General features: G+C 68.6%; 21 protein-coding genes, 1 tRNA gene and 1 other RNA gene. 13 read left to right on the top strand and 10 right to left on the bottom strand.

Annotation, left to right across the window (positions count from 1 at the left end; all coding sequences use genetic code 11):
• Positions 1–113 precede the first annotated feature (113 nt).
• Positions 114–2,393 carry an MMPL family transporter gene (locus IG75_RS0127560; RefSeq protein WP_036515342.1) on the top strand — a complete coding sequence of 760 codons (2,280 nt, stop codon included), beginning with the start codon at positions 114–116 and terminating at the stop codon, positions 2,391–2,393.
• Positions 2,390–3,082, top strand: a complete 693-nt coding sequence (locus IG75_RS0127565; RefSeq protein WP_030524255.1) for a TetR/AcrR family transcriptional regulator — start codon at positions 2,390–2,392, stop codon at positions 3,080–3,082. The genes IG75_RS0127560 and IG75_RS0127565 overlap by 4 nt, the downstream gene beginning before the upstream one ends.
• Before the next feature lies 1 nt (position 3,083).
• On the opposite strand, the gene IG75_RS0127570 is transcribed toward IG75_RS0127565, so the two are convergent.
• Positions 3,084–3,914 (bottom strand): neutral zinc metallopeptidase, encoded by an 831-nt coding sequence (locus tag IG75_RS0127570; RefSeq protein ID WP_245713251.1) that lies wholly within the window; start codon positions 3,912–3,914, stop codon positions 3,084–3,086.
• Between the two features lie 407 nt (positions 3,915–4,321).
• Here IG75_RS0127570 and IG75_RS0127575 point away from each other — a divergent pair, with 407 nt between their 5' ends.
• Complete coding sequence (locus IG75_RS0127575; protein WP_030524257.1) at positions 4,322–5,929, top strand: DUF2207 family protein; 1,608 nt, start codon at positions 4,322–4,324, stop codon at positions 5,927–5,929.
• A 167-nt stretch (positions 5,930–6,096) separates the two neighbouring features.
• Here the strand turns inward: IG75_RS0127575 and IG75_RS0127580 are convergent, their stop codons facing one another.
• Complete coding sequence (locus IG75_RS0127580; protein ID WP_030524258.1) at positions 6,097–7,374, bottom strand: ROK family protein; 1,278 nt, start codon at positions 7,372–7,374, stop codon at positions 6,097–6,099.
• Between the two features lie 690 nt (positions 7,375–8,064).
• On the opposite strand from IG75_RS0127580, the gene IG75_RS0127585 reads away from it, so the two are divergent.
• From IG75_RS0127585 to IG75_RS0127595, 3 genes are all read left to right on the top strand, one after another.
• The gene (locus tag IG75_RS0127585) at positions 8,065–8,439 is read left to right on the top strand and encodes a hypothetical protein (protein WP_030524259.1); all 375 of its coding nucleotides are present in this window, start codon (positions 8,065–8,067) and stop codon (positions 8,437–8,439) included.
• A gap of 104 nt (positions 8,440–8,543) precedes the next feature.
• Positions 8,544–10,319 carry a hypothetical protein gene (locus IG75_RS39940; RefSeq protein ID WP_063834198.1) on the top strand — a complete coding sequence of 592 codons (1,776 nt, stop codon included), beginning with the start codon at positions 8,544–8,546 and terminating at the stop codon, positions 10,317–10,319.
• On the top strand, positions 10,319–11,023 hold the full coding sequence (locus IG75_RS0127595) for an ESX secretion-associated protein EspG (protein WP_030524261.1): 705 nt from the start codon (positions 10,319–10,321) through the stop codon (positions 11,021–11,023). The genes IG75_RS39940 and IG75_RS0127595 overlap by 1 nt, the downstream gene beginning before the upstream one ends.
• A 25-nt stretch (positions 11,024–11,048) precedes the next feature.
• Here IG75_RS0127595 and IG75_RS0127600 read toward each other — a convergent pair whose 3' ends face one another.
• Positions 11,049–11,621, bottom strand: a complete 573-nt coding sequence (locus IG75_RS0127600) for an HhH-GPD-type base excision DNA repair protein (RefSeq protein ID WP_030524262.1) — start codon at positions 11,619–11,621, stop codon at positions 11,049–11,051.
• Between the two features lie 335 nt (positions 11,622–11,956).
• Between IG75_RS0127600 and IG75_RS0127605 the strand changes: the two genes are divergently transcribed.
• Complete coding sequence (locus IG75_RS0127605) at positions 11,957–12,763, top strand: methyltransferase domain-containing protein (protein ID WP_030524263.1); 807 nt, start codon at positions 11,957–11,959, stop codon at positions 12,761–12,763.
• 18 nt (positions 12,764–12,781) lie between these two features.
• Here the strand turns inward: IG75_RS0127605 and IG75_RS0127610 are convergent, their stop codons facing one another.
• Positions 12,782–14,068 carry an aspartate aminotransferase type Ic gene (locus IG75_RS0127610; RefSeq protein ID WP_030524264.1) on the bottom strand — a complete coding sequence of 429 codons (1,287 nt, stop codon included), beginning with the start codon at positions 14,066–14,068 and terminating at the stop codon, positions 12,782–12,784.
• 220 nt (positions 14,069–14,288) lie between these two features.
• Positions 14,289–14,383, bottom strand: an RNA gene (gene ffs / locus IG75_RS37900) — signal recognition particle sRNA small type.
• A 144-nt stretch (positions 14,384–14,527) separates the two neighbouring features.
• On the opposite strand from ffs, the gene IG75_RS0127615 reads away from it, so the two are divergent.
• Positions 14,528–15,592, top strand: a complete 1,065-nt coding sequence (locus IG75_RS0127615; protein WP_156059190.1) for a hypothetical protein — start codon at positions 14,528–14,530, stop codon at positions 15,590–15,592.
• 41 nt (positions 15,593–15,633) lie between these two features.
• Here the strand turns inward: IG75_RS0127615 and IG75_RS0127620 are convergent.
• Positions 15,634–15,722, bottom strand: a tRNA-Ser gene (locus IG75_RS0127620).
• Between the two features lie 145 nt (positions 15,723–15,867).
• Here IG75_RS0127620 and IG75_RS0127625 point away from each other — a divergent pair.
• On the top strand, positions 15,868–16,605 hold the full coding sequence (locus tag IG75_RS0127625; protein WP_063045324.1) for a hypothetical protein: 738 nt from the start codon (positions 15,868–15,870) through the stop codon (positions 16,603–16,605).
• Positions 16,606–16,630: 25 nt separating this feature from the next.
• Here IG75_RS0127625 and IG75_RS0127630 read toward each other — a convergent pair whose 3' ends face one another.
• Positions 16,631–17,974: a wax ester/triacylglycerol synthase domain-containing protein gene (locus tag IG75_RS0127630; RefSeq protein ID WP_051714961.1), complete on the bottom strand. Its 1,344-nt coding sequence runs from the start codon at positions 17,972–17,974 to the stop codon at positions 16,631–16,633.
• Positions 17,975–18,083: 109 nt separating this feature from the next.
• Complete coding sequence (locus IG75_RS0127635) at positions 18,084–18,341, bottom strand: DUF397 domain-containing protein (protein WP_308212313.1); 258 nt, start codon at positions 18,339–18,341, stop codon at positions 18,084–18,086.
• A 395-nt stretch (positions 18,342–18,736) separates the two neighbouring features.
• Here IG75_RS0127635 and IG75_RS0127640 point away from each other — a divergent pair, with 395 nt between their 5' ends.
• Genes IG75_RS0127640 through IG75_RS0127650 form a run of 3 tightly spaced genes read left to right on the top strand, consistent with a single transcriptional unit; the run spans position 18,737 to position 21,010 of the window.
• Positions 18,737–19,288, top strand: coding sequence for a DUF309 domain-containing protein (locus IG75_RS0127640; RefSeq protein ID WP_051714962.1), 552 nt, complete (start codon positions 18,737–18,739; stop codon positions 19,286–19,288).
• Positions 19,285–20,223, top strand: a complete 939-nt coding sequence (gene gluQRS, locus IG75_RS0127645) for a tRNA glutamyl-Q(34) synthetase GluQRS (RefSeq protein ID WP_030524270.1) — start codon at positions 19,285–19,287, stop codon at positions 20,221–20,223. The genes IG75_RS0127640 and gluQRS overlap by 4 nt, the downstream gene beginning before the upstream one ends.
• A 46-nt stretch (positions 20,224–20,269) precedes the next feature.
• Positions 20,270–21,010, top strand: coding sequence for an RDD family protein (locus IG75_RS0127650; protein WP_030524271.1), 741 nt, complete (start codon positions 20,270–20,272; stop codon positions 21,008–21,010).
• 12 nt (positions 21,011–21,022) lie between these two features.
• On the opposite strand, the gene IG75_RS0127655 is transcribed toward IG75_RS0127650, so the two are convergent.
• The gene (locus IG75_RS0127655; RefSeq protein WP_030524272.1) at positions 21,023–21,547 is read right to left on the bottom strand and encodes a DUF4190 domain-containing protein; all 525 of its coding nucleotides are present in this window, start codon (positions 21,545–21,547) and stop codon (positions 21,023–21,025) included.
• Positions 21,548–21,584: 37 nt separating this feature from the next.
• Here IG75_RS0127655 and IG75_RS0127660 point away from each other — a divergent pair, with 37 nt between their 5' ends.
• A complete protein-coding gene (locus IG75_RS0127660) occupies positions 21,585–22,358 on the top strand; it encodes a queuosine precursor transporter (protein WP_030524273.1) in 774 nt (257 codons plus the stop codon).
• A gap of 110 nt (positions 22,359–22,468) precedes the next feature.
• Here IG75_RS0127660 and tgt read toward each other — a convergent pair whose 3' ends face one another.
• Positions 22,469–23,722, bottom strand: a complete 1,254-nt coding sequence (tgt, locus tag IG75_RS0127665) for a tRNA guanosine(34) transglycosylase Tgt (RefSeq protein WP_030524274.1) — start codon at positions 23,720–23,722, stop codon at positions 22,469–22,471.
• Positions 23,723–23,738 lie beyond the last annotated feature (16 nt).

A 23,738-nucleotide genomic window follows, 5' to 3' on the forward strand; every position in this document is an offset into this window, starting at 1 on the left:
AACGCGCACCCGGCGTGGGTACCCGCCCACCAGGCAGCCCGGCTCGCCTCTTCCCTCCCTGGGTTAACAGCGTTACGCTAACGCCACTAACTTACTGATTCGGGGGCCACCACATGTTGATCCGCGTCGCGCAGTTCACCACGAGATACCCGCGCGCAATACTCATCGGCGCACTGGCCGTCGCCCTGCTGTGCGGGGTCTTCGGGGCCACCGCGGCCGCCGGGCTGAAATCCGGCGGATTCGTCTCCGCCGACGCCGAATCCATCCGCGCCGCCCAGCAGCTCACCGACAACTTCGACGGCGCCGCACCCAACTACATCCTCCTCGTCGAATCGCCGGACGGGGTCGACGCGGATCCGGTGCGGACCCGCGCCCTGCAGGTCATCGATATCGTGCGGGCCCACCCGGACACCGACAGCGTCCAGTCGTACTGGACCGCGCCGTCACCGGCGGTCGCGAGCGTGCTGCGCAGCACCGACGGCGAATCCGGGCTCATCGCGGTCAATTTCGCGGGTGACGAGACCCAGATCCAGGAAGCAGCGGGCGAGCTCGGCGAGCAGGTCACCGGAACGGCCGCCGGGGTGACCGTCCGGGCCGGCGGTACCGCGGCGACGTTCCACGAGGTCAACGACCAGATCACGCACGATCTGGCCGTCGCCGAGACCGCGGCGATCCCGCTCACCCTGGTGGTCCTCGTCCTGGTATTCGGCAGTCTCGTCGCCGCCTCGCTGCCGCTGCTGGTCGGACTGTTCGCGATTGCCGCCACGCTGGCGATCCTCAAGCTGTTCACCCTGTTCACCGACGTTTCCATCTACGCGATGAACCTCACCACCGCGCTGGGTCTGGCACTGGCCATCGACTACAGCCTGTTCATCGTCAGCCGGTTCCGGGAGGAACTCGCGGCCGGTCGCGACCCGCGCGCGGCCACCGTCCGGGCTCTGCAGACCGCCGGTCGCACCGTGCTGTTCTCCGCGGTCACTGTGGCGCTGTCGCTGTCGGCGATGCTCGTATTCGACCTGTACTTCCTGCGCTCGTTCGCCTACTCCGGCGTCGCGGTGGTGATCGCGGCCGCCGTCGCGTCGATCGTGGTCCTGCCCGCCGCGCTCGTACTGCTCGGCCACCGGGTCAACGCCCTCGACCTGCGGGCCCCCATACTGCGCCTGTTCGGCCGCGAACCAAAGCCGCTGGGCGCCATGGTGCCGGAGCAGACCGGCTGGTACCGCCTGGTCAAGCGGGTCATGCGGGCCGCGGTCCCGGTCTCCGTGGTGATCGTGGCGCTCATGCTGGCGCTCGGCTCGCCGTTCCTCTCGGTGAAATTCGGCTACCCCGATGAGCGGGTGCTGCCCGATTCGGCGGCCAGCCGGCAGGTGGGCGACGAGATCCGGGCGGAGTTCCCGCGCGCCGATCCCGGCGGCAACACCACGATCGTGCTGGACGGCTATCGCGACGAACGCGGGGTCGGCGAATACGCCGCCCGGCTGTCCGAGGTCGACAACATCACCGGGGTGCTGTCCAGCGCCGGCGTGTACGTCTCCGGGAACCGGCTAGCCGCCACTCCGCCGGGTATGGCGAACGACACCGGCACGTACTTGACCGTCAACAGCACAGTCGACCCGTTCTCCCCGGCCGGCGCGGAACAGTTGGACGCGTTGCGGGCGATCGACCCACCCGCCCCGGCCCTGTTCGGCGGCTCGGCCGCGGTGAACGAGGACTCGCTCGACGCACTGGCCGAGCGGCTGCCGCTGGCCGGTCTGCTCATCGTGCTGTCCACCTTCGTGGTGCTGTTCCTGTTCACCGGCAGTCTGATCCTGCCGCTGAAGGCCCTGCTGCTGAACACCCTCTCGCTGACCGCCGCGTTCGGCGCCATGGTGTGGATCTTCCAGGACGGCCACCTGCAGGGGCTGCTCGGCTTCACCGCTGTCGGCTATCTGGTGCCGACCATGCCGATTCTCATGTTCTGCCTGGCCTTCGGGCTGTCCATGGACTACGAGGTATTCCTGCTCTCGCGGATCCGGGAGGAATGGCTGCGTCGGCGCGCCGAGTACGGCGGCACGGAGTCGGCCCGGGAGGCCAACACCGAAGCCGTCGCGGTCGGGGTGGCCCGCACCGGACGGATCTTCACCGCCGCGGCCGTGCTGATGGCCATTGTGATCGGCGCCCTCACCACCTCCAAGGTGTCGTTCATCCAGCTGATGGGCCTGGGCCTGACCCTGACGGTGCTCGCCGACGCCACGCTGATCCGGGCCCTGCTCGTTCCGGCACTGATGAAACTGATGGGCCCGCTCAACTGGTGGGCGCCGAAACCGCTGGCGCGGTTGCACGACCGGATCGGGTTCAGCGAGGAGCCCGTGGACGCGCCGGGAGCGACCGCCGAACCACCGGTGCGCGTATGACCGGGCGGCCACGCTCCCCACGCGGGCACGGAAGCCGGCTACGCGCGGAGATCATCACCGCCACCCGGGAGCTGCTCGAGCGCACCGGCGACGTCGGCGCGGTATCGATCCGCGCGGTCGCGGGTGTGGTGGGGGTCAGCGCACCCTCCATCTATCGCCACTTCGCCGACAAGGACGCGCTGATCGAGGCGGCGGTGGCCGAGGTCTTCGAAGCACTGAACACCGCGATGCAGGCGGCGGTGGATCCAGCGGACCCGCCGGCGCTGCGCCTGCACCGGCTCGGCCTCGCCTACGTACGGTTCGCCCTGGACCACCCCGAGCAGTACCGGCTGGCGACCATCCCGACCACTCATCAGGGCGCGGTGGACATGGTGCTGACCAGTGGCGCGTTCCGGTACTTCGCCGCCACGGTCGAAGCGGCCATGTCCGACGGCCTCATCGACCGCGCGGACCCCACCCCGCTGGTGCTCGAACTGTGGGCGGCGGCGCACGGCATCGCCTCCCTGCTGCTCGCGAAACCCTATCTACCCTGGGGTGATCCGATGGCCGTCGCCGAAAGAGTGCTCGACGCGGCATGTTTCGGGCATGTACTCACCGAGCTGATGGGCCCGGGCAGGTCTCCCGCCGAAATGACCCAGTGGGTGATGGACCTCCGCGCACGGATACGCGAACCGGATTCGTCCGGCTGATTCAGCTCACCGCGTCGGCCGGCGCGGTGAAGGTGTTGCACTCGGCGGTCAGATTGTGTTCGACGCCCAGGCCGAACCAGCGACCGCCGTTGTCCGGGGTGCCGTGATCTCGCATATCGCCGTGCTGATCGCCACGGTGATCGGCGTCGGTCCGGGCGTCGGTCATCTGGTCATCGGTGAGCGACCCGCCGTCGGCCGAGGAGATCAGATACATACCGTCGAAACAGTTGGCCTGCAGTTCCACTCGCCGCGACAGTTCGAGCCCCTCCGGACTGCGCGCCCCCGCGTCGACCCGGGCACTGTTGGCGGCGAGCAGGATTCCGGACATGTTCTGGATGTGATGCCCGTATTCGTGGGCGAACACCGACAGGTAGACCACCCAGTTGTCGTGGTAGTAGTCGGTCTGCAACTGGCTGACCGGCATATAGATGGTCCGGTTGGCCGGACAGTAGAACGCGGCGAAGTTGTCGGTCGAACCGGTGCACGGCGTGGTGATGCCCTCGGTATCCGCCGACACCAGCACCGTCGGTGGCTCGAACGGCAGGCCCGCATCCGCCAGCACCGGCTGCCAGGCCGCCTCCAGGCATTTCTCGGCGCTGTCGAAGAACGCCCGGGCCGTATCCTCATCCGCCGACCACGGCGCGTATTCGCAGTTCGCGGGGACAAGCGTCGCATCCGGGTCGGTGAGTAGCGGATTGTTCCCGGTTTCGGCGGGACCGGTTTCACCGGCGTCGTAACTGTGCTCCGGCTGCGGGCCCAGCACTTTCAAACCGTCGGAATTCAACGCGCCCCGCACGAGTGCGCCGACCAGCACCAGGATCAGCGCGAGCACCACCAGCAATGTACTGCCACTGCTGCGTCGGCTACGCGGCCGCGGCGCATTGGGTACCCGATAGGGCACCGGTGGCGGCATGGGCGGGGCGACGATCGGACGATAACCGGAGATCGGGCCTTGCCGGGGATAGCCCGGCGGCGGCCGGTGCGGATATTGCTGCGGGGGACGGTGACCGGGCCCGGGCGGCGGCGGATAACCACCACCCTGGGGCGGATAGGGCGGACGTGGCGGTCCACCGGGCCGGGGACCGTACGGGGGCCGGCCACCGGGTGGTATCGGCTGCCTGCCGGGCGGTACCGGTCCGCGCCCGTAAGGTGGTTGCGTCACTCCCCCGGACCCCCTCGCCTTCTCCGAACACCAACAGCCGCTGACGCAGGATAGCAAGCTGTCTAAGGTAACCAGTCATGCTCACATTTCGGGGGGGCGCGCTCGCGCTACTGCTCGCACTGACCGGATTACTCGCCGTTTTCGGGGCGAGCGCGCCGGCAGCCCTGGCCCAGGAGCCGGTCGGTTCGATCCTGTATCTGGATATGACGTTGAACCGCGAGGGCATACTCGAAGTGACCGAGCGCGTGACTGTTCCGCCCGGCGAACGGTTCACCATGACGCTACCGCTGCGGGTGCAGATCAGCGAGGACTCCGAACGCCGGTTCGCGGTCACCGATATCGAGACCAGCGGCCCGGGCAGCGCGACGATCGCCGATGATCTGTTCACCGTGGACGCGGGTCCCGGGGAGACCACGGTCCGCTATTCGGTACGCAATACGGTCAGCGATGCCGAGGGCAGTCAGGTCTTCCGCTGGTTCGGGGTACTCAATGTCGATCTCGCCGAGATCCATGCCTCGCTCATCAGCCCCAGTTTCGAGATGGGCATCGTGGAATGCCTGCTGGGCCCGATCGGCAACACCCGGCCCTGCGCGCAGGTCCGGGTCGAACCGGACGGCGTCATGTACCTGGACCAGACGAATCTGCGCAAGGGCGAATCGGTCGACCTGACCCTGCAGATTCCGCCGGGCACCGTACCGCCGAACGCCGATATCACCGGCCCCGGCGATTCACCGTTCGCGGTGACCGGGCCCGTGCTCGTCGCATTCGGCCTGCTGGTGGCCGCCCTCGTCGCATTGGCCGCCTACATCTTCTGGGTGCGCCGGCAATCCGTCCCCGCCGAGCCGATGGAACCGTTGGTGCGCAGCGGTGGGCGCACCCACTTCAGTTCCCCGGCCGGCATCCTGCCGGGTGAGGCCGGGGTCCTGCTCGACGGTCACTCCGACCCGACCGATATCGCCGCCACGGTGGTGGATCTCGCGGTCCGCAACTATCTGTGGATCTCGCGCATCGGTGAGACCCAGTGGCGGCTGACCCGGGTGAATCCGGCCGACGACCAGCTGCGCTCCTACGAGCGGACGGTCTACGACGCACTGCTGCCGCCCGGTACCGACGCGGTCACGATGGCCGAACTCGCCGCGCCCGGCCGACTGCCCACCGAACCGCTGCGCCGGGCCATGGTCACCGACGCCGTCGACCGCGGCGCCTTCATCGACCCCATGCGCCGGCGGATCCCGCTATGGCTGGGCGGCGGCCTGATCGTTCTCGGCGCCGCGGTGACCGTCCTCGCCGCCCTACTGGCCGGGCATGCCCTGGTGGGTGTGGCGATCGCGCTGGCCGGTGGCGCGCTGCTCGCGGCCCAGCGGTTCCTGCCGGTGCGCACCGCCTTCGGCCGGACACTCACCGCGCAGGTCCGCGGATTGCAGCGAGGTCTGGAACAGGTCACCAGCCGGCAGATCCCACCCGGCGACCGCGAACTCGTGTTCTCCCGCGGTCTGCCCTACATGGTGGTCTGGAGCCGAGCCGACAACTGGGTCCGCACCTTCCGCGATATCGACCCCTCCGCCGACGACGATCCCGGGCTGTACTGGTTCGGCGGTTTCGAAGGCGACCGGGACCTGCACCGGTTCGCCGTGCACTTCCCGTATTTCATCACCGCGATCGAATCGCTGTTCCCCGCGAAATAACGTGAAAACCCCGTGCGGCGATCGCCGCACGGGGCACGTCCGGGCGTCAGCGCCTCATGCTTCTTTCACCGGGCATGAGCGAGCGCTGGCGACCGGTCAACACACTGACGCGGAGGCCGAAGCGCAGGCGAAGGTATCGCACTACCGCCTCCGGGCCCGACTCGCCCTCATGCCGTGACCCGGCGCAGCGCGGCGAGCGGATCGGCGTACAGCGCGCTCAGCGAGGTGACGACGGCCGCGAATTCCTGCACCTTGGAGGCGTATCCGGTGACCCGGATATCCGTGGGCGGCAGCATCGTGGATTCGTTGAAGGCACGCGCCACATGCGCGAGCCCGGGGCGGTAGGTCGTGAACGCCTGCCCGCCGAGCACCACCCGGTCGGGGTTGAGCATGTCCCGGACCAGTGCCACTGTCCGGCCGAGCACGGTGGCCCGTTCCGCCAGCAGTTCGCGGGCCGGTTCGGAACCGCGGGCCGCCGCCCGGTAGAGGTCGGCGATGCTCGAGCTGGCTTTACCGTTGTGCGCGGGGATGATTCCCCGTCCGACGGCGCGCGCGTGGAGCCCACGATCGCCGACGGTCGCCTCCAGGCAGCCGCGCCGGCGGCACGAGCATTCGACATCGGAGCCGGTGGGCAGATGCGCGATCGAACCCGGGCCGTTGCTCGGCGTGTGCACCCGGCCGTCCAAGGTCACCGAGATCCCGGCGGTTTCCCGGACATAGAAGTAGAGGCTGCTGCCGTGTGCGGCCCGGCCGGAGTCCTCCGCCGCGTCCTGGCTCACGCCCGGCAGCAGCAGTTCCGATGCGGCCATGGCCTCGACGTGCGGGGCGATCGTCACCGGGAGACCGAGCACCTCGCTGAACACCGCACCCACCGGCGCGGCCTGCCAGCCCAGTTTCGGGTGGTCGACGATACCGGTGCCGGGATCCACCCGGCCGCCGATCGCGACGCCGACCCATAACGGGGTGCGCCGGTACCAGCGCTGCAGAAAGGATTTCGCGCTGTGCGCGACGGTTTTGACCGCGAAATCCTGGCCGGTCTGCGGGGTGGCGATGGTGAGACCGCCGAGAATCCGGCCCCGCAGATCGGAGACCACGATCCGGGTGGACGCCGCACCGATGTGCACACCGAGGGTTCCGAACGTGTCGTGGTCGACCTCGAACGGCACCCGGGGCCGGCCGACCGCGCCGGAGGCGGTCAGATCGGCGCGCTCACGCAGCAGACCGGCGGTGAGCAGCGAGGACACCTGGCGATTGACGGTGGCGATGCTCAATCCGGTGGCCCGCGCGGTCTTGTCCCGGAATACCGGTCCGGTGGTGGCGGCCCGGAGCACGGCCGCCGCGGGATTGTCCGATAACCGCAGGTCGGGGGCTACGACCGGACGAGGAACTCGGGTACGAACGGTGGACGCCTGCGACGCGGTGCGTTCGGCGGTGCGGACAGCCATATGAATTTCCTCGATGAATATTTCCCGCGAAACGGGATATGCCTACAACTGAAACGAGGCGGCCGGGAGATCCAAATCGCTCAACCGCGGTAACGGCGGCAACACAACTCGCGGGTGAGGGGCAGACGCAGACCGAGAGCGGCGGTCACATAGGTGACCTTCCGCGAGTCGGCGCTGCTGGTAGACATAACAAATAAATTAACATCTCCCCGGGCGCAACACCAAGGTTTCGACGATCTTCGTCTCGCGGACCCGGGTGTCCGCCCTGCTCGACCCCATATTTTCACTGCCGCATCGCCCACGGTCGCGCGGTGCACGGTCATTCTCGACGGCCCGGTGGTGTGGTATCGGCCTCCTACCCGGCCCGGGGTGAATTCGAAACGTAGCCCGATCGAATTCTCCGTTATCGTCCGGGAAATAAGGCCACAGTTGAAACCCGTTATTTTCCGCCGACGTCCGGGGAATATTCCCCGCCGATCTCCGGAGAATATTTCCCGGACAACCACGGACAATATTCCCCGTGGACCGGCAGACGCTCGGAGCCCGTCGGCACGGCCGGGCGCAGGGTCCGGTCCGCCGCGTCGCCCGCGCTCCCGCGGGCCCGTCCGACGAACCGCGAAGACCCTGGTACACGGCATTTTCCGCTGCTATGCTCCGAGCGCACGGTGGGGAGTCCGAAGGGGGAAGACGATGCCTGTACCAGATCTGGGTCAATCGGCAGCCGTCCGCCTGTACGAGGCGGCGCGGGCCGGAGAGTTCCATATGACCGAAGCGGCCGCGCGCGGCCTGGCCGAATCGTGCGACCGGCTCGCGGAGCGAATACGGCAGGCTCGGGTGGACGCGACCGCCCTGACCGGGGTACGGGGGTTCCCGGAGCTGCCGTCGGGCCATGCACTGACGCGGGGTTTCGCCGCGAAGGGGCAGGAGTACCTGGACACCCTCAGTGCCTTCGAACAGACGGCGCTGCGGCACAAGGCCGCGTATCTGGCGGCCGCCGCTCTTTTTCTCGAGGCCGATGCCGCCAACAGCGCGGCCATCGCCCGCACGGTGGCGGATACCGCATGAGATGCGGCAGTATGTCCAATTACGCAGGGGTGCAGAAAAATTGAAACCATGCGGTCCGATGTGCCGGAGCGGTGCGCCGGATCGCACAACCAAGGGGGCCGACAGTGGCGCAGCAGGGGCAGCCGGGTACCGCGGGGGCGGGCACAGACCCGGCCTACGTACCCGACCGTGAAGTATTCGGCGCGTACACCCATCAGCAGATCTGGGACCTGGTACACGAAGAACTGGCGCCGGCCGAACTGAGCCGTCTCGCCGATACCTGGGGCCATACCGCGACCGCGGTGGAGACGGCCTTCGACGAATTCGCCCGCGATCTCACCCGGTTATCCGGTGACTGGTCGGGGCTCGCGGCGGTGGCCGCCGCACGGGCCGCCGCCGCGTTCGTCCGGGCCGGCGACGACGCCGTAGCGGTCTGCCGCGTCGTCGAACAGAAGCTGGCGGCCGATTCCACCGCCGCCGAATCCGTTCGCGCGGCGATCCCGCCACCACCCGGCCCCTATCTGCCGGACCCGGATCCGGCTGTCGAGGCGGCTGCCGGAGTGCAGCGGCGCACTGCCTACAACACCGCCGCGGCGACCCTGACGGCCGAGGCCCAGGACGCCATGACCTTCGGCTACAACCCGACGATCCCGGCCAGCGGCGACGCCGTCCCCCGTTTCACCGCGCCGGTGGCCGGGGCTCCGCAAGGCGAGCCACCCGTCGCCGGGGCACCGGCACGGCCGGACACACCCGCGGCGCCGCCGTTCGCGGAATCCCGGCCCAGCCGCACCCCGTCGGAGGAGGCGGTCGCCCCGCCGCAGTCGGCGAGCCCGGCGTCCGCGCCGGACGGCAACCCGAAAGAGCCGGGCGGTGATCCCGACCCGGGCCGCGCCGAGCCGGATCCCGAAGCTCCCGTCGCCGTACGCGGCGGAGAAAGCGACGATTCACCGGCAGCAACACCGCGGCCGGACACCGAGACCGCGGCACCCGGGTCTTCTCCCGCGGCACCGGCGCCCTCTCCCGAGGCCTCCGAGTCCTCTCCCGATGTGCCGGCACCGTTTTCCGGTACACCGGCGCTACCTCCCGATACGTCGGCGCCACTTCCCCCTACGGCAACGCCGCCTTCCGAAACAGCAACGCTGCCTTCCGGCGCAGTAGTGAATCCGTCCGTCTCCCCACCGGGAAGCAACACTGCCGGTTCGGCGGGCACGGCGGCGGCCGCCACCGCCCCGGCCGCGCTGTCCACTGCGCCCATCACGGACCGCGGCACCGCGGGCAGCGCCGGCTCCCCCGGTCCCCTCCGGACGCCGGGCCCGATACCGCAGGCGGCCGGGTTTCCGGACCGAGGCGATCCGAACCCCACTCCCGCGGCGGTACCGCCGCGATCGCCCGCGGCGGCCGGATGGAGTCCGGCAGAAACAACCGGCCGCGCCGATACCACCCCCGCTGCCCCGCACGGCGGTCACCGACCGGCCCCGGTCGGCTCGGCGACACCGGCCGCGCCCCAACCCGCCCTCACCGCAACCGATTCCGACGCGGGTGCCGCGGCGGCCCAGCGATCCGGTCAGAGCGAACAGATAGCCCGCTCGGTCCCGTCCCGCCCGACCACCGAAGCGGCACGTGAATCACTCGCTCCCACGGGCGCCGGGACGGACGCGGCAACGAACCAGAAATCCGAACCTCCCTGGACCCGGACGGTGCGGCCGAGCGGATTCCCGCTGCCGGCCGCCCCCGGACCGGTGCCCTCACGCGCACCCGATGGCGAACGCAGCAGTCCGGACTATCTACACAGGCCGAACGAGCAGTTGACCGCTGCCCCGCCCGCCGTCCCGCCGGTCTTCGGTGAGTACACCGGGACCGAGGACCCGGACAGAACCCCACCGGGTGACGGGAACCGCTGATGGATTGGGTGTTCACGCCGGACGAGTTCGGTCATATCTGGCAGACCGAGACCGGGCTCGACCGGCGGCCCCACCCCATCGATCTGGCTCCCCGGGCCACCGTCGGCACCGAGAGCGCACGGGCCGCGCTGGGGCTGGACTCCCGGTTTCCGCCCAACAGCGATGCCGATCTCACCGGTACGCTGCGTTTCCTCGCCCGCACCGATGTCACCCGGGTCACCGTCTTCGGCGATGAGTTCGATGGCGACCGGCGCCGGCCCGACCCGATCCTCGCGCTCGCCGTCGCCTTCGGAAACTGGGGCGCGGTGATCCGCGCGCATTCGGGGCAGGTGAGCGTCACGGCCTGTCACGCCCGGAATATCGGTAAGCACCTCACCACCGTGCTCGGGCCGGCCGCACCCGGAACCCTTCCGGCCATGCGGGAACCACGGGAGGCCGTCCTCTGCCCGGATCCGGGCCGGCAACAGCCGGGCCGGGCCGAACGGCTGCGCGAGATCCTGCACCGGCCCATCGACGCACGAGGGTTCTTCACGGTCGCCGTGGCCCCGGAGGACCCCATGTCACCGCCACCGGTACATCGCACCTGGCTGGATTTCACCGGCGACGGCCGCTACCTGCTCGCCGCGGGCAGCCATCTGGCGCTGACCCCGGTCGGCGAATCCGATCTGGCCGCCGAGCTCACCCGGCTGGCGCGAATACGCTGATCCACGCGCAGAGCGGAGGTCGGGATCATTTCTGCTTGGCGGCAGCCTTCATCTGCTTTTTGAAGGCACGCACCTCGAGCAGGGTCTCGCCGTCCACGATATCGGCCGCCGAGCGTCGCGAACCCGGTTCGGCGTAGTCCCCGGCGGCCGATTCCCACCCGGCCGGGTGCACCCCCAGTTGCTTACCGAGCAGTGCCAGGAATATCCGGGCCTTCTGGTCGCCGTACCCGGGCAGCGCCTTCAACCGCTTCAGTACTTCTTTGCCGTCGGGGTCGCCGGCGGTCCAGATCGCGGCCACATCCCCGTCGTAGTGTTCGATCACGTAGCGGGCGAGGTCCTGGATCCGCCGGGCCATGGACCGGCCGTATCGGTGGATGGCGGGCGGCGTCGCGGCCAACTCCTCGAACTCGCCCTGATCCGCGGCGGCGATCGCGTGGATGTCCAGTCCGCCCATCCGGTCGGCGAGCTTCTTGGGGCCCCGGAAAGCGTGCTCGAGCGGGTACTGCTGGTCCAGGAGCATCCCGATCAGCAGCGCCAGTGAGCTCTCCGAGAGCAGCTCGTCGGCCTCGGGTTCCTGCGCCAGACACAACTTGGCCATGCCCTGCTCCTCACTCTGGACTACCAGCGATGATCCCACGGCCGCCGCGCCGTTCTCGACCAGGCGTACCTCCGCGTCCGCTCCGGCCATGCGCTCCCTGCGTACCTCCGCGTCCGCTCCGGCCATGCGCTCCCTGCGTACCTCCGCGTCCGCTCCGGCCATGTGCTCCCTGCGTACCTCCGCCTCCGCTCCGGCCATGTGCTCCCTGCGTACCTCCGCCTCCGCTCCGGCCGTGCGCGGTCTATGGATGTGCTTCCCCAGCTGCACCTATTAGGCTCGCCCCCATGCCAGACACGGCGACAAAGCCACCCACCACACTGGATGGACACGGACCCATGGACAGTTTCGGGTTACGCCCCGACCGTTTCGATGCCGCGGGGCAGGACCAGCTGGTCGATATCCGCGATCTACAGGCCACCCTTCCGGGACTCACCCGGCTACGCGACTGGGCACACGAGGCCCTGGCGCTGCAGCCGGGTGAGCACGCGGTCGATATCGGCTCCGGCACCGGATCGGAGGTGATCACCTTTGCCGACGCGGTCGGGCCCACCGGTTCGGCGTCGGGTGTGGAACCCGATCCGCACCTGCTCGCCGCGGCCGTGGCGCGCGCCGCCGAGGCGCGTTCGTCGGCCACATTCCATTCCGGTGACGCCTACGGCATTCCGTTCGGGTCCGCCGCCTTCGACGCCGTGCTGTGCGAACGTGTGTTCCAGCATCTGACCGCACCCGCCCGGGCCGCGCGCGAAATCGCCCGGGTACTGCGTCCCGGGGGCCGGGCCGTGGTGATGGATGCCGACTGGGGATCGGCCATCGTGCACCCCGGCGAGCATCGCGTGGTCCGCGAGGTCGTGGATACTCTCGTCTCGGCGACGACCAACCCCTACTCGGGCCGCAGGCTGGCAGGTCTGCTGACCGCGGCCGGGCTGGATGTGGCGAGTACCGGCTCGCAGGCGCTGATCCAGGACCGTTCGGTCGGGGCCGGAGCGCTGGTCAGCCGGGTCTCCGCCATGGCGGTGGCGCGGCGGGTGATCACCGAGGCCGAACGCGAGAAACTACTCGCCGATCTGGCCCGGGGTGCGGCGGCCGGTGATATCCACCTCTCGGTGACCATGTTCGCCGTACACGTCCGCAAACCCGCCTGACCCCGGACCTTCCGGCTCCTACTTCAGCAGTTTCTCGGTCGCTGCCAGCAGCACGCAGGTCGCCAGGCCGTCCATGGCCTGCTCCAGCTCTGGCAGCGCCGGGAAACTGGGGGCGATCCGGATGTTCTTGTCCTCGACGTCCTTCTTGTACGGGAAGGCCGAACCGGCCGCGGTCAGCGCGATTCCGGCGTTCTTCGCCAGTTCGATCACCCGCGCCGCGGTGCCCTCGAGTACATCGAGGCTGATGAAGTATCCGCCCTTCGGTTCGGTCCAGGACGCGACCTTCGACGCGCCCAGCCGCTCCTCGAGAATCCGCAGGACGAGCGCGAACTTCGGCTCCAGGATCGCGCGATGCTTCTGCATATGTGCCCGCACGCCGGCGGCGTCGGTGAAGAACCGCAGATGGCGTAGCTGATTGACCTTGTCCGGGCCGATGCTCTTCTTACCGGCATGGCTCAGGTACCAGTTCAAGTTCTCGGTCGAGGCGCCGAAGAAGCTGACCCCGGAGCCGGCGAAGGTGATCTTGGAGGTCGAGGCGAAAACCAGTGGCCGGTGCGGATTACCGGCCGCCGCGGCCAGCGACAGGACATCCAACACCGGCGCCGCGGTATCGGTGAGTGGGTGCACCGCGTAGGCGTTGTCCCAGAACAGCCGGAAATCGGGGGCCGCGGCGGGCATCGAAACCAGTTCGCGCACCACGTCTTCGGAGAAGACGACACCGGTCGGGTTCGAATAGTTCGGCACCGCCCACATGCCCTTGATCTGCGGATCGTCGGCCAGCAGCTCGGCGACGACCCGGGTGTCGGGACCGTTGTGCCGCATCGGCACGGTGATCATCTCGAAACCCAGCGATTCGGTGATCGCGAAATGCCGGTCGTAACCCGGGCTGGGGCACAGGAATTTGACGGTGGGCTCGTCGGCCCACCGCCGCGGCGAATCGGGTAGCCCGAACAGGGTCGCGAAGACGATGGTGTCGTGCATCAACTCCAGGCTGGCGTTGTTGCCCGCGATCAGATTGTCGACGCCGATACCGAGCAGTTCGCCGAAGATGGCCCGCAGTTCCGGAAGTCCGTGCAGCCCACCGTAGTTGCGGCAGTCGGTACCGGTGCCGTCGCGGAAGTCACCGTCGCCGGGCAGCGACAGCAGCGCCGAGGACAGGGCGAGTTGTTCCGGCGAGGGCTTTCCCCGGGTCAGATCGAGGGTGAGCTGAGCAGCCTGCAGCGTCGCGTAGTTCGCGGACTGGAGTTCGTGCTCGGCGGTGAGTTCCTCGGGACTCATCAAACCGATCTGCGTTTGCCGGGGCATCGTGGACAGCCTTTCCACCTGGTGAGTGCTCGCTTACGGACGACCGCTGGATCCGGCCGCCCCGAGCCACGTTACCCGGGCACCCGTCACCGCCGGGAGGGGTTCGGAGTCTGCGCGCTGTGTTCGATTTACCCGACCTCGACCACAGAGATCGACATCCGGAGCAGAAGAAGGCAGAAGGCGAGCGCTGAGGTAAGTCTCGAGTAAAAGCTCCGCCTGAATAAGGGGACCCCGCGCACCCGGCAGAGCCCGTTGACCCTTGCTGCCTTCCGGCCCTGGGGGAGTTCACAGGATGCGCGCCGCGCGGGATCCGTCGGCCAGTGTAGCGGCTACCTCCGCCGCGCGCCGCAGGGGGCCGATACCGCTCACACCGGGCCGGGTACGAGCAGGCCCCGTGCTCGCTACCATTCTTCTGAGTCGGAGGGGGATATTCCCTCACCACACGAGGGGATGGCGAGGATGACCAAGGAGAATCCGCCGGAGCACGAGCGCGCGGAACAGACGAAGTGGTGGGAGACACCCGGGGCGGGCGAGTCGGGGCCGGGCAGCACCCCGGGCGCGGATCCGACGATGGTGAACCCGAACGCCGCCGCGCAATTCCCCGGCGATCAGAACCCGCACGCGGCGGCGCCGCCGTACTCGAGCGGTCAGCAGCAGCATCCGAGCGGTCAGCAGCCGTACTCGAGTGGGCAGCCGTACTCGAGCGGACAGCAACAGCAGTACCCCGGCGGACAGCAGGCTCCGAGCGGTCAGCAGCAGTTCCCGAGCGGGCAACAGCAGTATCCGAGCGAGCAACAGTACTCCGGCGGGCAGCCACAGTATCCATCCCCCGGCCCCGCGTGGCAGTCCGGGCCGTCCGGTTTCGGAAGCCCCACCGGATACGGTGCCGCCGCGGCCGCTCGTTCGCGGTCGAAGAACAACACGGCCCTGATCGTGGTCGGAGCGGTGCTGTTCGTGATCCTGTTGATCTGCGGGATCGGGGGAATCGCGCTGGTGAACTCCGACTCGGGGTCCGAGGGGGCGGACGGCGACTACGGCATGGAGAACGTCACCAACGCCTGTGACCTCATCGACGCCTCCGTCCTGGACCAGTGGGCCGCCAACCGCGACGAGACCACCCATCAGGAGGACGCTCCGGCCAGTTATGGGGGCGGATCGCTGAATTGCCAGGTCAGCAATGAGGGCACCGACTCCAACAGTGCCCGCCTCGGCCTCGACGTCACGTTCGACAGCGAATACGGCTCGTACGGCTACGACGACTGGAAGAAATCCGATACCGCCACCACCGGCACGGATTACTCCTCCGGCGCGGTGACCGGACTGGGCGAGGACGCCTACTACTCGTCCCAGATCAACGACTACTCGTCCTTCCAGACCCTGGACTACACGGTCGCGGCCAAGGACAGCAATGTCTCGGTCAAGGTGAACATGTACATCACCCACGACGGCGTGGTGGATCGGTCGACGGTGGACCGGATATGCCGGGACCAGGTCGGCAAAGTCCTCGACGAACTGCGCAAATAGAACGAATCCGCCGGTAGCGGGATCGCTACCGGCGGATTCGGTGGCGGAGGATGCGGGATTCGAACCCGCGAGGGCTGTTAACCCAACCCGCGTTCCAGGCGAGCGCCATAGGCCACTAGGCGAATCCTCCGCCGAGCAGCATACCTGCCACCCCGGCGCATCGTGAAAACGCCCGCTCATACCCGGTTCGGACCCCGGCACACCGACCGGTCTCATAGCACGAATCCCGTTATCCAGCAAGATATCCAGTAGTTTGCCGCGCTGATCACCCAATTGTGACGGCCGTCGCGCCCGCTCGCGCCGACGGTGCCATGATGGGCGCCGTGGATCCCCAGGTGATCGAAGTCGTTCAGAGTTCCCCGGCTTGGTGGCAGTCGTGGCTGCCACTGCTCGGTTCGCTCGTCCTCGGCGGCGTGGCGGTGATCGCGGTACTGGTCAACAACCGGACGAACCGGGATGCGATCGCCGCCGCCGACGAGCGCGCTCAGCGCACCCTGGCCGCCGCCGCCCAGCAACAGAACGACAGTGCCAAACGCCAGGTGGACACGACCCGGCTGCAACTCGACGCCGCCCATCACCAGGTCGAGTCCGCGCACGCGGTGGCGCTCGGGCAGGCCGGTGAGAACTGGCGCCGCGGCACCGTGGTCACCGCGATAGCCGATACGCTGAGCATGTCCGGCCGGATCTGCCAGGCGCTGCGGCGCGACGAGGAGTGGACCGACGAGCTCATCGGCGATCTGATCCACGATCTGGAGGACGGTTCGGAGCGAGCGAACGTACTGCGCCTGGTCGGCTCGGACCAGCACTACAAGCAGTGGCGCCGGCTGGCCGATACCCTCTCCGACGGGCTGCTGGCCGCGCTCACGCTCCAGCGCAAGAAACTGCAGGACGCCCCGGCCGAGGAGATCCGCGCCGCGCGCGACCACAAGAACCAGTTGCTCGGCGAGGTCCGGGCGGCCGAACGCGAACTCATCGGCGCCACCCGCGAAGAGCTGGAGATCGAACCGAACTGAGCGGTCGACGCGCAGTCGCCCCCACTCAACCGGCGCCACGCACGGCGTGCAATGCCGTCCGCAGGTGTTCGACATAGTCGTCGAGGTCCGGAACGACCGCCGGGTCGGCGTGCAGGGACAAGGAGACGGTGTCGCCCATCCCGTGGATGCCGTGCGTGAGATGCATCACCGCGCCCAGCGCGGGAAAGCCGCCGGTGAATCGGACCGGGGCCGCACCGAAGCGCAGGTCGGCCGGGCCGCGGTCGACGCTGGAGACGACGGTATGACCGGTGATCCGCTCCGGCACGAGATCGATCGGGTAGTTCCGTACGTCGCGCCGCAGTAGCAGCGGCGGGAGAACCGCGGTCACCGCGTCCTGCGCGTCGAGCAGTGGATGGACGGCCCGTTCCCGCCGGGCCGCCAGCTCCGCGTTGATCGCCGCGGCACGCCGCGCCGGGTCGTCCTCGCCGATCGCCAGATCGACGCCGAGGCTGCGGTAATTGTTGTGGACCCCGGGCCGGGGCGGTATCGCCATCGGTACCTGGGCGCCCAGGGCTGCGGCCTCCGCACCGCGCTCGCGCAGATACCGCTGGAGCGCGAGCGAGATGGCCGTCAAGCCCACCACGGTGACGCTGCGGCCGGGCATCCGGAAATCCGCCGCCCGGCAAACCAGCATTCGCACCGAATGGCCGGTGACCTCGCCCGGCACGTTGAGGGCTTCCGGCGGGTACCCCGGCGCGGCCGGTGGCACCCGTCCGGCCGCGGTGAGTTCCGCGAGTTCGGTCCGGGCCCGGCCGGCGGCGAGGCCGCGCCGGAAGGTCCGCGCGATACCCGGTGGCAGGGCCAGCGCCCCGCGCCCCGCGCGCACCGCCATCCGGGCACGCGATAGCGGGCGTGTACCCGGTGTGGCCGCGGTGCCGGGGTCGTCGGTGAACAGGGCCCTGGCGATTCGGGACGCGCCGCGGCCGTCGACCAGTGCGTGCGAGATCTGCAGCACCACCACGGTCACCGCCGGATCGGGCGCCGGACTCTCCCGGATACCGCGGAAGATGTGCAGTCGCCATGGATGCCGGGCGGCATCGACTCCGGTGCCCAGTAGCCGTCCCAGAACCGCGAGCAGGTCGGGCCAGTGCGGCCGTTCGAGCCGGTGCGTTACGAACTGGTCCGGTTCGGGGTCGGCGGGAACCCACACCGGGTAGGACAGTCCGGTGGGGTCCGGGCGCAGCCTGACCCGCAACTCGGGGATCGCGGCGCACCGCTGGACGACCGCATCACGCAGTCGGCTGTTCTCCCAGGCGGATTCGGCGAAACAGTAGAGGAGGAACTGGTCGTTGCGAGTACGCCGGGAGAGCCAGTACATGGTCGCGTCCGGGGGCGCCAGCGGGATCACCGGCCGACCCTAATGGATGCCGCCGGATGTGACCCATCCGCGGTGCGCGCACGCAAAGGCCCCGGACCCAACGGGTCCGGGGCCACCTTGCCTGATATCAGGAAAACCGTCAGGCCCCGCGGAAGTCCGCTGCCGATACTCCGGACAGGAATTCGGCCCACTCGCCCGGCGCGAAGGCCAGCACCGGCCCACTGCCGTGATCCTTCGTATCACGGACCGCCACGTTGCCGTCTACGAGAAATGCCACCTCCACGCAGTTCCCGTCCGGGCCGCTGTATGTACTCTTCCGCCACACAGCACCCGTCATATCCACCTTCACGGCACTGCACTCCTTCGCTGCGTCGATAATGATATTCGATACCTGCATAGTTCCTGACTAGCTGGTATCCGGTGGATACCACCGAATACACGGATGCACGCGCAGATAGCGAGCAAATATCCGGTATGCCAGGATCGGACTCGCACTTCCGCGAACACATCTGACGCGGTGACCAAAACCCCACGTGAGGGCGGCCCGCCCTTCGAACACTAGCAGGTTCACACCGGATTTGCCGCTCTCTTGTGAACTGCGCCAATGCGTTTGGCAACACTGCTAAGATGCCGTATTGCTGCGTAATTGCGGACTTATAAGGATGACTTTGCTTCAAAAAAGCCGGGGCGGGTCCACTAATAGCCAAAAGTGATTGTTATGTGATGGTCTGATTATCATTTGTCAATACCCCTACCGCTCCGGCGGCCGCGCCGCGGCGGGATGATGGCGGCATGCCCGAACGCGATCGAGACGAACAGGGGCGCGCCACCAACGCCAGGCCCCGGGACCGACTGGGGCGCCCGCTGCCGCCGGGAAGTCCCGGCGTACCGCGGATACCCGACGACCTGGACCTCGCACCCGCCGCAGCCCTCGACTACGCCCAACAGCTGCTGGATCAGGGGCTGGCGTTCAATGCGCACGAAGTACTGGAGTCGGTCTGGAAGAACGGCCCGGATGCCGAACGCATGCTGTGGCAGGGTCTCGCGCAGTACGCGGTCGGCCTCACCCATATCCAGCGCGGGAACCCGAAAGGCGCACGTACGCTGCTGGAACGCGCTGTCGGGCGGCTCCGGGCCTTCGATCCGGCCGCCGCCGGGTACCCTCCGGGAAAACTCCCCTACGACCTCGACGGACCGGGCCTCCTCGCGCACGCCGAAGCCCTGCTGACCGACCTGGCCGCAACCCCGGGAAACAACGACGTCGCCGCCGGACACGAACGCCCCGCGCCACCGGATATCGACCCGTCCGGGCTGATGCCCCGGCTGCGCCGAGACATACCATGACCCGGATGCCGTCCACCACGTCCGCCGCACCCGCGGGGCGGTACGCGCCCAGCCCCTCGGGGGATCTGCACCTGGGCAACCTGCGCACCGCCCTGCTGGCCTGGCTCTTCGCCCGCGGCACCGGCCGCCGGTTCGTGCTGCGTGTGGACGATCTGGACCGAGTGCGGCCCGGTGCCGAGGAACGCCAGCTCGCCGACCTGCGGGCCATCGGACTCGATTGGGACGGACCGGTGGCCCACCAGTCCGACCGCCTCGATCACTACGCCGCGGCCGTAGACCGTCTCACCTCCGCCGGACTGACCTACGAATGCTTCTGTACCCGAAAGGAAATCCAGCAGGCCGTCACCGCGCCGCACGGACCGCTGGGCGCCTACCCCGGCACCTGCCGTGACCTCTCCCCTGCCGAACGCGCGCAGCGTCGCGCGGCCGGTCGGCCCGCCGCGTTGCGGCTGCGTTCGGCCCGTACGGAATTCGAGATCGTCGATCGCCTGCACGGCCGGTACCGGGGCCCGGTCGACGATCTGGTGCTGCGCCGCGGCGACGGCATACCCGCCTACAACCTGACAGTCGTGGTCGACGATGCCGAGTGGGGGGTCGATCAGGTGGTACGCGGTGACGATCTGCTTCCGTCCACACCCCGGCAGGCCTATCTCGCCACCCTGCTCGGACTCCCGGTACCCGAGTACGCGCATGTTCCGCTGGTGCTCAACACCGAGGGCAAGCGGCTGGCCAAACGCGACGGTGCGGTCACACTGGCCGATCGGCTCGCGCGCGGCGAAACCGTCGACCGGGTGGTGGGCAGGCTCGCCGCCTCGCTCGGCCTGGCGGGCCACCGCGCGGCCGAACTGCTCCCCGGATTCGACCCGGCCCGGCTCCCTCGCGACCCCTGGGTGCTCGACCCCGACAGCTTGGTGGTCGCGGGCCGCTGTCCGTAACCTGGCCTGCGACCAGGTCTTCGGATTTCGAGTTCAGGCAGGCGAGATGACCAGTGGCGGGTACGACCCCAGCAACCACCCCCAGGCCGGGCAGCCGTACGGGCAGCCCCCGCAGTACCCGCAGCCCGGGCAGTACGCTCCTCCGCCGGGCCGATATGCGCCACAGCCGGACCCGTACGCTCCCCAGCCGCCGCACTACAACCCGCCGGCCGGACAGCCACAGCCCTACGGGCAGCAGGCCCCACCCGCTCCGCCCGCCCCTCCGGCCCAGCCTGCTCCCCGCTACCAGCAGACGGTGTTTCCGGAAGCACAGTACGGCGGACAGCAGTACGGGCACTATCAGCCCGCGTTCGGCGTCCCCGGCAACCTGTGGCCGCGATTCGCGGCCCGCCTGATCGACAATCTCATCATCGCGCTCCCGCTGGCCCTGCTGCTCAACTTCGTCCTCATGCCCAACCTGACCGGTCTCACCGGGCCGGCGGTCAGCTACGCGATCATCTTCGCGGTCACGCTGGTGTACTACGTGCTCATGGAGTGGAAGACCGGCGCCACCCTGGGTAAGAAAATCCTGGGCCTCAAAGTCGTGGCGCCGGACGGGGCACCCACCGTCCCGCCGCTGCTCTCGCTGAAACGCAATATCTTCCTGGCGGTGCTGATCGTGCCCTGTGTCGGCTGGGTGGCCGGGGCCGCGCTCATGCTCTACACGGCCGCCACGCTCGACAAGAACCCGAACCGGCAGGGCTGGAACGACAAACTCGCGGGCGGTACCCAGGTCATCGCGGCCTGAGCACCCGGCGGGTCAGGCCCCCGCGGCGCTCGCGACGATCATCACCACGAACCAGATGAGTCCGAGGGCGATCAGGCCCACCCCGATCCAGATACCGGCGAGCGCCATCCCACGGCCCTCCTGGCCGCTGTCGCGGATCTGGTTGAGCGAGATGACGCCGAGGATGATCCCGACGATCGAGGTGGCGCCGCAGGTCGCGAAACCGGCCAGCGAGGTGACCAGTGAAGCGATGGCCAGGCCGTTCGTACCGCGATTGGCCGGATAACCGTAGGGCTGGTAGCCCGCCGGATATCCCGCCCCCGGCGCACCGTAGGGCGAGTAGGGCGGCGTCCCGGGGTAGGGGGCCGCGGGCGGCGGGGTCGCGTACGACGGTTGTCCGGGCGGCGGTGCGGGGGCCGCGGCCGGGGTGGAGGGGTACTGCGGTGCCGACGGATAACTGGAAGGTTCGGACGGATGCTGCCCGGCAGCGGGGTCCGACGAGACGCCCGACCCCCCGTACTGCTTCCACCACTCGTCGGATTCACCGGGGTTCGTCATGACTACAGCCTATTCGAGAGTTTGATTGGATAGTCGGGTGGAAGATTCGAACAAAACCCCCTTACCCGGCAAGTCTGGACACCCCGCGCCCGCACATGCGGCCCACGCACAGGTGGCGCGGGGGTACTACACACCGATCGTCGTACTGTTCACCGCAACACTCATCGTCTCCAATATCTGCGCGACCAAGGGGGTGCAATTCTTCGCCGGCAGTTCGCTGACCCTCGGACCACTGGAAATCCTGCCGATCACCACCGATGCCGCGTTCTTCCTGTTCCCCCTCGCCTACATCGTCGGTGACGTGCTCAGCGAGGTCTACGGATTCCGTGCCACCCGGCACGCTGTCTTCTATGGTTTCGCCGCACTGCTGCTGACTGTTATCTGCTTCGCCGTCGCGATCCGGCTGCCCGCCGCGGTGTTCTACGAGAACCAGGAGGCCTTCCGCAGCGTCATCGGCAGCACACCGCAATTGGTGGCGGCCGGTCTGGCCGGTTATGTGGTCGGTCAGCTACTCAACTCCGCGACGTTGGTACTGATCAAGGAACGGACCCGGGAGAAATATCTGTGGGCGCGGCTGATCGGCTCGACGGTGGTCGGCGAACTCGCCGATACGCTGATCTTCTGCTCGATCGCCGCCACGGCCATCGGTATCGACAGCTGGGGACAGTTCGTCAACTATGTGATCATCGGGTTCCTGTGGAAAACGCTCTGCGAGGTGCTGGTCCTGCCGGTGACCTACCAGGTGATCGCGCTGCTGAAGAAACACGAACCGACCTACGCCCCGAGCGACGCCGCCCCGCTGCGCTCCTGACCCGGACCTGTTGTGCCCGGCCACCGCGCCGGGCACAACACACTCCGGTCCGCAGTCGGCGACCACCGCCCGGATGCGGCACACCCGCAGCGCCGGAGGCGACGCCGAAATTACGGTGCGGTGATCCGGCCCTGCCAGCGGCCGAGTGCTTCGGCGCGGTACTCGTCGAAGTAACCCCCGTCGATACTGGCCCGGATACGGTCCACGAGGCGGATGGTGAAGCGCTCGTTGTGGATCGTGCACAGAGTGGAGGCCAGCATCTCCTTGGCCTTGAACAGGTGGTGTATATAGGCGCGGGTGTAGTTCGCGCAGGTGTAGCAGTCGCAGGTCTCGTCGATAGGCGTGAAATCCCGTTTGAAGCGGAGGGTGTCGATATTGAACCGGCCGGCCTCCACATAGATTCCGCCGTTGCGGCCCACCCGGGACGGATTCACGCAGTCGAAGGTGTCCGCGCCGGCCTCGATCGCGGCGAACATATCCTCCGGTTCGCTGATCCCCAGCATATGGCGGGGCTTGTCCTCCGGTAGTTCGTCGCAGCACCAGCCGACGATGGTGCCGAGATTGTGCTTCTCCAGTGCCCCGCCGATCCCGTATCCGTCGAAACCGCTTCCCGCGGCACCGCGGATCTCGGCCAGTTCCCGGGAAGCCTTGCGCCGCAGGTCCTCGTACTGCGCACCCTGTACCACCGCGAAAAGCGCCTGATAGGGCCGGTGTGCGCGCTCGGCGGTGAGCCGCTCGTGCTCATCGATGCACCGCTGTGCCCAGTCGTGCGTGCGCCGCACCGATTTCTCCTGGTACCCGCGGGTGTTCATCAATGTGGTGAGCTCGTCGAAGGCGAACATGATGTCCGCGCCCAGCCGATGCTGGATCCCCATCGAGAACTCGGGGGTGAAGCGATGCTTCGACCCGTTCAGGTGCGACCGGAAGGTCACCCCGTCGTCATCCACGGTCGCCAGGCGTTCCTTGCCCTTGGCGATGACGTCGTCGCTGCGCACATCGACGGTTTCCATGGCCAGGACCTTCTTGAATCCCACCCCCAGCGACATCACCTGGAAGCCGCCGCTGTCGGTGAAGGTGGGGCCCGGCCAGTTCATGAAGGCCGCCAGGCCGCCGGCCTCGTCGACGATATCGGGTCCGGGCTGCAGGTACAGGTGGTAGGCGTTGGCCAGCAGCGCCTGCGCCCCGAGTTCCTTCATCGCCTCCGGCAGGACCGCCTTCACGGTCGCCTTGGTGCCCACCGGGATGAAGGCGGGGGTCGCGACGGTTCCGTGCGGGGTCCGCAGCACCCCGGTGCGGCCGTGCCGCCCCTCGAGGCGGGTACCGACACTGAACGAGAATCCGACGCCATCCGACACGGCGGTCATCCTCTCAGGCCACCGC

Source organism: Nocardia rhamnosiphila NBRC 108938 (assembly GCF_000720425.1).
Lineage (GTDB): Bacteria > Actinomycetota > Actinomycetes > Mycobacteriales > Mycobacteriaceae > Nocardia > Nocardia rhamnosiphila.